Source organism: Abyssicoccus albus (genome assembly GCF_003815035.1).
In the GTDB taxonomy this organism is placed as follows: Bacteria; Bacillota; Bacilli; order Staphylococcales; family Abyssicoccaceae; genus Abyssicoccus; species Abyssicoccus albus.
Genome location: NZ_RKRK01000002.1, coordinates 656,629 through 669,241 on the forward strand (window position 1 = coordinate 656,629; position 12,613 = coordinate 669,241).

The 12,613-nt window shown below is 31.8% G+C and carries 13 protein-coding genes and 1 other RNA gene; 5 read left to right on the forward strand and 9 right to left on the reverse strand.

The annotated features are described in order from the left end of the window. The first annotated feature begins 87 nt into the window (after positions 1-87). Genes EDD62_RS09310 through EDD62_RS03140 form a run of 3 tightly spaced genes read left to right on the forward strand, consistent with a single transcriptional unit; the run spans position 88 to position 2,426 of the window. Entirely contained in the window at positions 88-261 is a 174-nt protein-coding gene (locus tag EDD62_RS09310; RefSeq protein WP_225971384.1) for a cytochrome c oxidase subunit 2A, read from the forward strand. A 12-nt stretch (positions 262-273) separates the two neighbouring features. After that, complete coding sequence (locus EDD62_RS03135; RefSeq protein ID WP_123807499.1) at positions 274-750, forward strand: cytochrome c oxidase subunit II; 477 nt, start codon at positions 274-276, stop codon at positions 748-750. Continuing rightward, positions 750-2,426, forward strand: coding sequence for a b(o/a)3-type cytochrome-c oxidase subunit 1 (locus EDD62_RS03140; RefSeq protein ID WP_123807500.1), 1,677 nt, complete (start codon positions 750-752; stop codon positions 2,424-2,426). The genes EDD62_RS03135 and EDD62_RS03140 overlap by 1 nt, the downstream gene beginning before the upstream one ends. 70 nt (positions 2,427-2,496) lie before the next feature. On the opposite strand, the gene EDD62_RS03145 is transcribed toward EDD62_RS03140, so the two are convergent. The 5 genes from EDD62_RS03145 to EDD62_RS03165 form a co-directional block, all read right to left on the reverse strand. Further along, on the reverse strand, positions 2,497-3,627 hold the full coding sequence (locus EDD62_RS03145) for a THUMP domain-containing class I SAM-dependent RNA methyltransferase (RefSeq protein ID WP_123807501.1): 1,131 nt from the start codon (positions 3,625-3,627) through the stop codon (positions 2,497-2,499). Between the two features lie 169 nt (positions 3,628-3,796). After that, positions 3,797-4,183, reverse strand: an RNA gene (rnpB, locus tag EDD62_RS03150) — RNase P RNA component class B. 15 nt (positions 4,184-4,198) lie between these two features. After that, positions 4,199-4,525 carry a cell division regulator GpsB gene (gene gpsB, locus EDD62_RS03155; protein WP_123807502.1) on the reverse strand — a complete coding sequence of 109 codons (327 nt, stop codon included), beginning with the start codon at positions 4,523-4,525 and terminating at the stop codon, positions 4,199-4,201. 10 nt (positions 4,526-4,535) lie between these two features. After that, entirely contained in the window at positions 4,536-5,156 is a 621-nt protein-coding gene (locus tag EDD62_RS03160; protein WP_170152759.1) for an SLOG family protein, read from the reverse strand. 76 nt (positions 5,157-5,232) lie between these two features. Beyond that, a complete protein-coding gene (locus tag EDD62_RS03165; RefSeq protein WP_123807504.1) occupies positions 5,233-5,610 on the reverse strand; it encodes a DUF1798 family protein in 378 nt (125 codons plus the stop codon). Positions 5,611-5,860: 250 nt separating this feature from the next. Here EDD62_RS03165 and recU point away from each other — a divergent pair, with 250 nt between their 5' ends. After that, on the forward strand, positions 5,861-6,445 hold the full coding sequence (recU, locus tag EDD62_RS03170) for a Holliday junction resolvase RecU (protein WP_123807505.1): 585 nt from the start codon (positions 5,861-5,863) through the stop codon (positions 6,443-6,445). A 145-nt stretch (positions 6,446-6,590) separates the two neighbouring features. Then, positions 6,591-9,302, forward strand: coding sequence for a transglycosylase domain-containing protein (locus EDD62_RS03175; protein ID WP_170152760.1), 2,712 nt, complete (start codon positions 6,591-6,593; stop codon positions 9,300-9,302). A gap of 56 nt (positions 9,303-9,358) precedes the next feature. Here the strand turns inward: EDD62_RS03175 and EDD62_RS03180 are convergent, their stop codons facing one another. From EDD62_RS03180 to asnS, 4 genes are all read right to left on the reverse strand, one after another. Further along, entirely contained in the window at positions 9,359-9,751 is a 393-nt protein-coding gene (locus tag EDD62_RS03180; RefSeq protein WP_123807507.1) for a YpoC family protein, read from the reverse strand. After that, on the reverse strand, positions 9,744-10,406 hold the full coding sequence (gene nth, locus EDD62_RS03185) for an endonuclease III (protein ID WP_123807508.1): 663 nt from the start codon (positions 10,404-10,406) through the stop codon (positions 9,744-9,746). The genes EDD62_RS03180 and nth overlap by 8 nt, the downstream gene beginning before the upstream one ends. A gap of 1 nt (position 10,407) precedes the next feature. Next, positions 10,408-11,187 carry a DnaD domain-containing protein gene (locus EDD62_RS03190; RefSeq protein WP_123807509.1) on the reverse strand — a complete coding sequence of 260 codons (780 nt, stop codon included), beginning with the start codon at positions 11,185-11,187 and terminating at the stop codon, positions 10,408-10,410. A 103-nt stretch (positions 11,188-11,290) separates the two neighbouring features. Continuing rightward, positions 11,291-12,586 carry an asparagine--tRNA ligase gene (gene asnS, locus EDD62_RS03195; RefSeq protein ID WP_123807510.1) on the reverse strand — a complete coding sequence of 432 codons (1,296 nt, stop codon included), beginning with the start codon at positions 12,584-12,586 and terminating at the stop codon, positions 11,291-11,293. Positions 12,587-12,613: the final 27 nt, after the last annotated feature.

The following is a 12,613-nucleotide window of genomic DNA, read 5'->3' on the forward strand; positions in this document are numbered from 1 at the left end:
ATTAAGTGTGACTTTTATCACATAAATAAAATTCCATTTACTTTATTATAATAAATGAATAAATGATTAGAAAGGGAGGAATATAAAATGACGGTTGAAAAAGAGTTATCTTACCGTAATAGTGATGTTGAACCTCATTTCGAAGAAAATATTCAACATCATGCTGATTTGAAAGGTACATTTATTTCTGTATTAATGTTAGGTGCCATATTCATCATTTTATGGGTTATTATTTTTATACTATTTTTATCAAGAATGTAGGAGGTTTTCATTATGCATAAGCTAGAGAAAATTTGGCTTGGTTTAGGAATGTTTAGTTTAGTGTTTTTCTTAATTATTATTGGAATTGGAGCATTTCACTCAGGTCATCAACCTGCTGCAAGTGGTCGGGAATATATTGATCCTGAACTTGTAGATAAAGACGCTCGATTTAAAGAACCTGGTCTAAAAAAAGTAGAAGGTAAAGATTATGACTATGAATTGTATATTGTAGCTCAAGCGTTTTTATATTCACCTCAAGAAGTTGAAATACCTAAAGGCGCTAAAGTTAAAATTTCTGGAACAACGAAAGATGTAGTTCATGGATTTGGTGTTGCTGGAACAAATATCAATATGATGTTAGAACCAGGTCATATTTCTACATATACAACAACTTTTGACCAACCCGGTGAATATTTAACGGTTTGTAATGAATATTGTGGTACAGGTCATACAGATATGAGCACGATGATTAAGGTGGTGGAAAAATAATGAGTTTACGAAATTTAGGTCCAGATCAAACTAGGAAATTAAATAGACAAGATTCCAAATTAGTTTTAGCTCATATGTATTTCGCAATGTTTAATCTACTTTTAGGTGGTGTGGCTGCTTTATTGCAAGTACTCGTTCGATCAGGCACACTTGAGTTACCTGCAGGTATTGGTTATTATCAATTACTTACAATACATGGTGTAACACTTGCTCTAGTTTTTACAACATTTTTCATTATGGGATTCCAAATCGCTGCAGTATCAAGAGTGTGTGGAGATCTAACGAGCACACAAAGATTACTTAGTTGGATTGGTTTCTATACGATGATTATCGGAACTGTAGCTGCTGCAATTATGATTTTATTAAATGAAGCAACAGTATTATATACTTTCTACGCTCCACTTAAAGCGCATTTCATTTACTATGTAGGTTTAGCACTAGTTATTGTTGGAAGTTGGATTAGTGCAGCAGGTCAGATCATGCGCTATGTTCAATGGAAACGTGAGAATAAAGGTGATAAATCACCATTGTTATCTTATATGGTGGCAATTAACAATGTGATGTGGATGGTTTGTAGTTTAGGTGTTGCGATTGAAGTGTTATTTATGTTAATTCCTTGGAGTATCGGTTGGGTTGAACGTGTAGATGTAAGTCTAAGCCGTACTTTATTCTGGTATTTTGGACATGCGCTTGTATACTTTTGGTTATTACCAGCATATATGGTTTGGTACGTTGTCGTTCCAAAAATTATTGGTACAAAAGGATTTAGTGATAATTTAGCAAGAATGTCATTTATGCTATTCTTATTCTTCTCTATTCCTGTAGGAATTCATCACCAACTTGTAGATCCTGGTATCGATGCGTTTTGGAAGTATATTCAAGTTGTATTAACATTCATGGTTGTAATACCATCATTGATGACTGCATTTAGTTTATTTGCGACATTTGAAATTTTTGGTCGTGAAAAAGGTGCTAAAGGTTTATTTGGATGGTTAAAACATTTACCTTGGAATGATTCACGATTTATTTTACCATTTATCGGAATGCTTGCTTTTATCCCTGGTGGTGCCGGTGGTTTAGTCAACGCATCAAACCAAATGAACCAAGTCATTCATAATACAATATGGGTAACTGGACATTTCCATTTAACAATTTCAACCGCTGTAGTTTTAACATACTTTGGAGCAATGTATTGGTTGATCCCTTATTGTTCTGGAAGAATTTTAACTAAACGTTTGAACAAACTTGCATTAATTCAAGGTTATACTTGGGCAGTAGGAATGTCGATTATGTCTGGTGCGATGCACTTTATCGGGTTATTCGGCGCGCCTAGACGTTCGGATTATTCTGAGTATGGTGGTGCCGAACAAGCTAAAGAATGGATTGCTTATCAAGCTGTTCAAGCTGTAGGTGGTACATTATTATTCTTATCAATCTTGCTTGTACTTTACATTTGTATACACCTTGCATTCTTTGCACCGAAAGGTCAGGAAATATTCCCTGTATCTGAAGCATTTGATAGAGATGAAAAGGTTTATCCTCTCGTTGAAAATTGGAAGTTCTTGATTGTCGTAACGATTGCATTGATTTTAATTGCATATACTGTTCCAGTTTCACAAATGCTCCTAGATCCAGCACCTGGTGCTAAAGGATTTGGTAAAGGACAAGTATGGTAATTATAAATACCTTTTAAAGAAGACTATATAAAAGACGGAAGCTAAATGAATAGCTTCCGTCTTCTTATTTTTATTTCCTGAATTTTTTTCCAAAGTATTGATAAAAAGTTGTTTCTAAATATCCATTAAATAGTTTCCTTCTTTTAGTTGCTTTTTTATCCACTAAATCTTCAAAACCTTCAAAACTAGTCATTAAGTAAACTGACCAGTACTCATTTTCTTTATATAAATTAACTATATGACGATAAACATCTTCAATTTTTTCCACATCACCAATTCTTTCACCATATGGTGGATTACACACAATGATACCTGTTGGTTTCGTTAATGATAAGTCCATTGCATTCATTTGTTTAAATTGAATGACACCGCTTAATCCTGCTTCCATTGCATTACGCTCTGCCATTTGAATCATATTGTGATCAATATCATGGGCGTATATTTCAATGTCTCTGTCTAATAATTCATTAGTCTCAGCTTTCGTTCTTACTGATTCAAATACAGATTGATCAATAAACTTCCATTGTTCAGAAGCAAAAGATCTATTAAACCCTGGAGCAATATTTTGAGCAATCAATGCTGCTTCTATTGCGATTGTGCCTGATCCAGTGAATGGATCAATTAATGGAGTGTCTCCTGTCCATTTAGTTAACTTTACTAAAGCTGCTGCTAAAGTTTCTTTTAAAGGTGCTTCACCTTGTTCAACACGATATCCTCTTTTGTGCAAGCCACTCCCTGATGTATCTAAAGTGATAGTCACAGTATCCTTTAAAATTGCAACTTCAATTTTGTACTCTTCATCAGTTTCACTGAGCCAACCATTAATATTATATGCTTGTTTTAATCGTTCTACGATTGCTTTTTTTACAATTGATTGACAATCTGGAACTGAATATAAAGTTGACTTATGACTTTTACCATTGACAGGGAACTTACCTTTTTCTGATATAAAGTGTTCCCAAGGTAAATCTTTTGTTTTGGTGAATAACTCATCAAAAGTGGTTGCTTTAAATTCACCCACGACCAATTTTACACGATCTGCACATCTAAGATGAATATTAGCTTTGGCAATCGCCTCGTCGCCACCTTCAAAAATTACTTTCCCATTTTCTACCGTTGGCTCAAACCCTAATTCTATGACTTCATCTTTAACAATACTTTCTAACCCCATAGGAGTTGTGGCTATTAATTTATAATTCATATTGAATTTCTCCTCATTATTACTCAATAATTACTCTATTTATTTTAACATATTAGATCAATCAACCCTACAATATGTAATTTACTTCAACACAACATATTATCACTGATTACAATTGTATAAAATAAAAAAGCTCTCCATAATGGGAGAGCTTTCGCTAGTCAAGGTTCTCTATAAGCCATGTTCTGTACCATAGTACTGCAAACGTGTACTAGTTACACTCGTACGTTGGTGATAATCATCTGTCTACATGTTATACATGTCTTCTATCTACGTTCATTTCCGTTCAAGAAGTGCTCCTACCTAATTTGGATTGCTCACTCGTGGGGTTTACCTCGTTCCACCTCATATATTTCTATATAAGCTCCGTCACTGTGGCACTTTCAAGCATATTAAACCATATCATATGACTTAGGTTGTTTTGCTGCCGTCAAACGTTCAATACGAATTGCCTTGGCTTATTGTTTCACCAAGCACGAACACTACGCTCATCTCAGATGCGTGTGAGCATGGACTTTCCTCTATAAACATAAATTTATAGCGATTATCCGAGAATCCTTGTAATCATTTACTACTCTTTTACTCGGCCAAATACTTGCTTCTCAAGATTTGATAAACGCTTTAAAATATCGACATTATTAATAGATGCTGTATTGCGTTGATCAGATTGAGATGACGATCTTGAACGTAGTTTAACATCATCTAGTTCTTTTTTTAATCGTAAATTTTCTTCTTCCAATTTTTTCACCTTAGAATCTAATTCACTCATTTTCTGGTAATCAGCAATCACATCATCCAAGAAGCTATCCACCTCTTCAGGCTTAAAACCTCTAAGCGTTCTTTCAAATTCTTTTTCGTAAATATCTTTAGCAGTTAACTTTAAAGAGAAATTACTCATTCAGTTCACCTCAATTATCATAATTAAATGAGATAAAGTCATTTAATTCATCGAATGATACTCGTAAAATATTATACACATGATTTGACGAATAATCAACTAAAGCATTGTAATAATATTTCAAGTTAGAGTTTGAGGATTCATCGTAAAAGATTAATGATGCAGAAGAATGTTCCATCATAAATAAATTAGCCCCTTTAAGCATCCATGGTCCTTCATATCTCTTTTTATATATGTAGTTATGATATTCTACTTGTTCTATCACTTTATTCCTTCTAATCTGCCAATCATTCAATTCGTCTTTAGGCTGTTGAATGAACGGTTCAATAATTGCAATATTCAAGTGATAACCTAACCTCTTTAATTCTATTAAAACCTCTACTGCAAATAATTCAATGCCTATCGAACCATGTGTTATAAACCATTCATATCCTTCTTCAATATAAGTTATAAGCTTTTCCTGCAAGAAATCTTTGAGTATCGTGATTCTTTTATCATTAGAATCAAACAAGCCTAATTCATAATATTTATATCCTATTATGTTCAAAACTGGTTTTGGATTATTACGTTGTTCTAATAAACTGTCACGACCAATATTTTCATTTTTAGAATTGAAATTGTTATGTTTCATCAATACACACCTATTATTTATACTCATTTTATCATTCAATTTACATTTTAAATATCAGTTCTATAATTGTAATTTACTACTCTTGTAATAATTCATATTCAACTTTATTCACAATGGATTTAATGAAATTGTATTTATTCATAAATTGCATTTTACTCTTATGACCGTCAAAACATTCTACACTAATACTATTATAATGATCAATCATCATCTGAATTTGTCCATCATGTATTGTAGGTATATTTTGCTGATTCTCTCTTAAAAAATGAACAAAATCCTCTACTTTTTGATCATATCTTTCTACAAATGGCTTAATATCATTTTCAAACGTATAATTATCAATATTTTTATTACTATCAGTTGTATTACAAACAATTGATCTAGAAAGTTCATACTGTGATTTAATCAACTGTAATAGCTCTTTCATATTTGCTATAATAAGTTGTTCTTTCATTAATATCCTACTTTCTTATATGAGATATAGATTTTACGTTATCCTATTCTATTTTATCCTTGATTATATATTAGATATAATAGATATAATATGAATATACTAATATTTTATTCATGAATAATGAGTTATAATTTGTTAATATCGGTATTTAAAGATTAAATTCAAAATTAACACAAGATATTAACTACTATTTTATTTAGTATTCGTTACTAAGTTGATTGATATATTTTAACAAACAGTTGGTGAAAATATGAATTATCCAAATGGTAAAAGAAACAATACTTACAATAAAGCTAATAACAAAATATCTCATGGTAACCGAGGTCAGACACTTGAAAAATCCATTGATTTGACAAACAGATACTATATCAATGAAAATATTGCAATTATACACAAAAAACCAACACCTATTCAAATTGTCGATGTACACTATCCAAGTCGTGATAAAGCAACAATTAAAGAGGCATATTTTAAAGTGCCTTCCACTACAGATTATAATGGAATCTATAAAGGTAAATATATTGATTTCGAAGCAAAAGAAACTCGTAATAAAACAAGCTTCCCTTTTATTAACATTCATCCCCATCAAGTAAATCATATGAAACAATGTTATGAACATGACGGTATTGTATTTTTAATTATTAAATTTACTTTACATGATGAAATTTTCTTTATTCCATTTGATTTTTTCAATAATTATTGGACTAACTATATGAATGGTGGTCGTAAGTCCATTCCTTATAAAGAAATTAAATTACACTGCCCTCTCATAAAAGAATCAATTAATCCTAGAATTAATTATATACAAGTAATAAATGAAATCTACTCACTCTAGTTAGATCATTACACTTGTACTCCTTTTTATATTGACATATAAACGACATATTATTATTTTATAATATATGTGTTAAAATATATACAATTAATAAGTAATATGCATTATTAAATTAATGTTTAGCCTATTTAGGTGGAGGAGAATTATGACAGAATACTCAAGGTCTACTAAAGGTAGACATAAAGCTCGTAATAAACAGTCAAACAATAAACAGAACAATAAAAGCAACAATAAGTATCAATGGATTAAGAGAATTATACTTTTAGCTATACTTGGTACTTTATTGTTTTTATTATTAGGTATAGGGTTATTTGCATATTATGCTTCTAATGCACCAGCTTTTAATGCAGATAAATTAAAGGATCCTATGCCCACAAAGATATATGATAAAAACGACCAACTTGTCACTACGTTATACACTGGCAATAAAAGAGAAAAAGTAACATATGAAAATGTACCTTCACACGTTAAAGATGCTGTACTCGCAACCGAGGATGATCGATATTTTGAACATGGTGCTATAGATTTTAGAAGATTATTTGGTGCGGTATTTAGTAATGTTACAGATGGTTTTGGATCACAAGGTGCATCGACAATTACACAACAAGTTGTTAAAAGAACCTTTTTAACAGATAAAAAATCTATTGAAAGAAAAGCTCAAGAAGCATATTTAGCTTATCGACTAGAGCAAGAGTATTCAAAAGAAGATATTTTTGAAATGTATATTAATAAAATATATTATTCAGATGGCGTATACGGTATTCGTACTGCTTCAAAATATTACTTTAATAAAGAGCTAAAAGATTTATCATTAGCAGAATCAGCGTATTTGGCAGGTCTTCCTCAAATACCAAATCGATATAATATATATGACCATCCAGAATCAGCGGAAAAAAGAAAAGATATTGTTCTACATCTAATGCATAAACATGACAGAATTACAGAAAAAGAAATGAAGCAGGCTCAACAAGATGATTTGACTCAAAATCTAGTGAGTCGAAAAGATGAAGAAAGAACATTAGAAAACCCTGCTGATGATGTTTATAATGCTTATGTTGATGTGATTCGTAAAGAGATCAGTCAACATGATGAGTTCAAAGGAATGGAAGTTAATGAAGCTTTAGCTCAAGGCTTATCTATATATACTAATATGGACAATTCTGTACAACAACGATTAATTGAACTGAGTAATAATACAAGTTTCTATAGTAATCCTAAGTATAACTCACAAGATTTTCGATTAGGTGCAACGATACTCGATACTAATACTGGTGGATTAGTAGCAATCACAGGTGGAAGAAACTATGAGCGTGTTGTCGATACGAATGAAGCATTGCAAAAGCACTTTGTTGGATCCACAATTAAACCAATTTTAAATTATGGTCCGGCTATAGAATATTTAAATTGGCCAACAAACCATAAAGTTGAAGATGAAAAAGAATATAAAATTGAAGGATCAGACAAAACAATTTCAAACTATGATGGAGAAGGCCATGGTGAAGTGACGATTAGAGAAGCCTTGAAAGTGAGTTATAATATACCTGCCGTTAAAGCCTTTGAAGCTGTAAGGGAAAAAGAAGGTTTAGATGGTATTATAGACTTTGCTAGTAAATCAGGAGTAAATTACGATCAAAACTATACAAAAGATGCTAAAAATATAACAATATCTGATGCATTAGGTGGTCATATATCTAAATTTTCTACTGCAGAAATTGCAGAAAGTTTTGCTACCTTTGGTAACGGTGGACAGTATAACGAAATGTCAGCAATTCGATATATATCTAATCCTCAAAATGAAGAAATCAAATTCGAACAAGATAGTCATAAAGCGATGAAAGATTCAACAGCCTTTATGATTACGGATATGCTAAAGGATGTTATCACTCCAACAGGATCAGCTTATAGAGCTCATATGCCAAACTTAAATGTAGCAGCAAAAACTGGAACACAAGGTATACCTGACGAACAAGTTGAAACTAATCCAAACCTAGATGTTGGTGCAGCGAGTGATGTATGGATTTCTGGTTATACTCCTCACTATACAATGAGTGTTTGGATGGGCTTTGATACTTCTGAGAAAGGAAGAATAAATGAAACTGCATTTATTGGTCATGATGAACAATTAACACCTCAATACTTCTTTAAAGAAATAATGCAGAATATTACACCAAATGATAATAAGGATTTTGAAAAGCCTGATAGTGTGGTTGAAATCGGTAACGGCGAATATGCTGTTAAAGATTCTGAGATTTTCGATTCTATCATGAAAGATAAAAAAGAAAAATCATTAGAAGAAGCGAAAGCTAATAAACAGAAAGCTGAAGAAGAAAAGAAAAAGGCTGAAGAAGCAAAACAAAAAGCGGAAGAAGAAAAGAAAAAAGCTGACGCTAAACAGAAAGCTGAAGAAGAGAAGAAAAAAGCTGACGCTAAACAGAAAGCTGAAGAAGAGAAGAAAAAAGCGGATGCTAAAAAGAAAGCTGAAGAAGAAAAGAAAAAAGCTGAAGAAGAAAAGAAAAAAGCTGAAGAAGAAAAGAAAAAAGCTGAAGAAGCAAAACAAAAAGCTGAAGAAGAACGGAAGAAAGCGGAAGAAGAAGCAAAGAAAAAAGCTGAAGAAGAACGAAAAAAAGCTGAAGAAGAAGCAAAGAAAAAAGCTGAAGAAGAACGAAAAAAAGCGGAAGAAGAAGCAAAGAAAAAAGCTGAAGAAGAGCAGAAAAAAGCTGAGCAAGAAGCTGAACAGCAAGCAAAAGAACAAGAAGCAAAGAGAAAAGCACAAGAAGAAGCTGATAAAGCTAGACAAAAAGAACAAGAAGCAAAAGAAAGAGCAAGATCTACTGAGAATACAGAAGAAGCATCATAAGTATATAATAAAACAAGAGATCACTTGAGCTAATATCAAGTGATCTCTTGTTTTATTTAATTATTATTGTTATTTAGTCTAACAACTAAACTTGAATATTTTTTCTTTTGTTCTATAAACATACTTTTTATTTGTTCAACACTTTGATATTTACAAGGACGTAATTTTAAATATTCAATTCTCTCATGGAAATTCATCGGTGTAGTTTTACATCTATTTAAAGAAAATTCATCCTCTTGATTTATAGAACCTTCTGATAAAAATTTTAAATGCATATTTGTTAATTTTATATAGCGTTCAAATGTGATGATTAACATTGAATATAATTCACTGTTTACACTTTTACTTGATTGAAAACTTTTATCTGATGATTCTATGTAATACTCCATTTCATTTTTTACACGATTAAGTTCGTCGATTATATCGTGTTCAGTTGTTAAGTTAATCAATCTTAACAAGTCCTTTCCTTAAACGTTTTTGCCCTTCTCTACAGTCATTGAGTAATGGACACTCTCTACACTTTGGATTTCTGGCTAAGCAATGGTAACGCCCAAAAAATATTAATTGATGATGCGTTTTACTCCATCGTTCTACAGGTATAACTTTTTGTAATGTTTTCTCAACAGTAAGAACATCATCCTTATATCGACATATACCTAACCGTTTAGATACTCTTTCGACATGGGTATCCACTGCTATTTGAGGTTCATTAAATGCGACTGAAGTGACTACATTTGCTGTTTTCCTACCTACACCAGGTAGCTTTACTAATTCATCTCTTAATGAAGGGATTTGACCATTATATTGATCGATTAAAATTTGACTTAACTTTTGAATATTCTTTGCTTTATTTCGATATAATCCAATTGAACGTATATCTTGTTGTAATTCCTCTAGTTCAACTGATAAATAATCTTCAGGTGTTTTGTATTTATTAAATAAATTTGGTGTAACTTTGTTCACTAAAGCATCAGTACATTGAGCTGACAGTAATACAGCAATTGTCAGTTCAAATGGATTATTTGCATGTAATTCACATTCTGCATCAGGAAACATCAGATCAATAGTATCAATAAACTCCATTGCTTTCTTTTTACTTACCATATTATTTATCCTCCAACCAATTAAAGACTGGATATGATTGAACAGTCTTTTTAAACTGTGTATTATTTGAACGATAATATTTATTCGTATATTCCTTTGCTTCTGAAATATTTGTGATATTTTGTTCTTTCCAATTTGAAAGTATTTTTGATATATATTTAATATTTAATTTATGATTCAATACTGCTTCAACTAATGCTTGCTCAATCAGACTTTCATGATATTCATCAATCCACTGTCTGATCGATTGTATCTCAATTGGTGAAAAGGTTCTACCGAATTCAGCTTCAAATTTTTTTAATAGTCTTTCGAACTTTAATTGTAAGTCCGATTTAACAGGTTCATTATCTTTTTGAGTTTGATTAAGATGATTACTTTCAGTGCCTTCTATCGGATGGGTTATTTCAGAAGGTCCTTTTAGTAGACTAATGATTTTTTCGTGAAGTGGCTGAGTTGAAATCACTTCTCTATATATTCCATCATTCCCCTTCTGAGTCGATGAATGAATATAATTTTGTTCTGTTAACTTTTTTAAAGCTGTTGCAGCCATATTCATATTAAGTGGTAATGCTTCTGTTATATCTGGAAGAGAGACTAGATGATTAGCAGAATTCATTTCTATAATATATAACAAGACAATCATCTCTTCTGCATTTAAATTTGTAAGTTTGTTTTGGGTAATCAAAAATGATTTGATATCGAAATGATTCCCCTCAATGATTCTTTCTATTGTATGTTCTAATTGTCCTACTTTTGTCTTGATGGGATCGTACGATTCCATTTAATCACCTACTTTATAAACTAAAGCTTTAACTTCAACAATAGCTTATGTTGAGTTAAAGCTTTAGTCATGTTATATCAATACGATTACATAATAGTTAAATTTATGGGTACAACCTATTCAATAATCTTGGGAATGGACTTGTTTCTCTTACATGATCAACCCCACTGATCCAAGCAACAGTTCTTTCTAACCCTAGTCCAAATCCAGAATGAGGCACACTGCCATACTTTCTTAAGTCTAAGTACCAACCATATGTTTCAAGATCCAATCCGTGGTCTAAAATTGATTGTTTCAATTCGTCATAGTCATCCATACGTTCAGATCCACCAATAATTTCTCCATAACCTTCAGGGGCTATTAAATCAGCGCAAAGTACAGTTTTTGGATTTTCTTTATTGACTTGCATATAGAATGGTTTAATTGCTTTCGGATAATTGACAATGAATACAGGCTTATCATAATGATTAGCAATTGCCGTTTCATGTGGTGAACCAAAGTCGTCTCCCCATTCTATGTCATCAAAGCCTTCTTTATGCAAAAATTCAACGGCATCATCGTAAGTGATTCTTGGGAATGGCGTTGTTACTTTTTCTAACTTTGCAAGATCACGATCTAAAGTTTCTAATTCTAAACGACAATTTTTTAATACTGATTGAACAATATGTGTTACATATTGTTCTTGTACTTCTAAACTATCGTCATGATCATAGAATGCCATTTCTGGCTCAATCATCCAAAATTCAATCAAATGACGTCGTGTTTTTGATTTTTCAGCTCTAAATGTCGGTCCAAAACTAAATACTTTACCAAGCGCCATGGCACTTGCTTCAGCATAAAGTTGACCCGATTGTGATAAATATGCATCCTCTTCAAAATATTTAGTGTGAAATAACTCACTTGTTCCTTCTGGAGCACTTCCTGTTAAAATCGGCGGATCTACTTTTGTAAAGCCATTGTTATTATAAAATTCAAACGTTGAACGGATAATTTCATTTCTAATCTTCATAATCGCATGTTGCTTTTTACTTCTTAACCATAAATGACGATTGTCCATTAAAAATTCAGTACCATGTTCTTTTGGTGTTATTGGATAATCCGTACTATCGGAAATTACTTCAAAATTTTCAACTTCCAACTCATAGCCAAAACTAGATCTGGTATCCTCTTTGATGATACCAGTAACATATAGAGAAGTTTCTTGAGTTAACGCCTTAAATTGGTCAAATTTATCTTCTCCTATATTTGCTTTCACAACTACACCTTGCATAAATCCAGTACCATCTCTAAGTTGCATGAATCCTATTTTACCACTTGATCTTTTATTCGCTAACCATACTCCTATTTTAACCGTTTCACCAACGAATTGCTTTGATTGATTAATTGTTATTTTTTTCATAAGTCCTCCTATAATGCATCTTTTAAT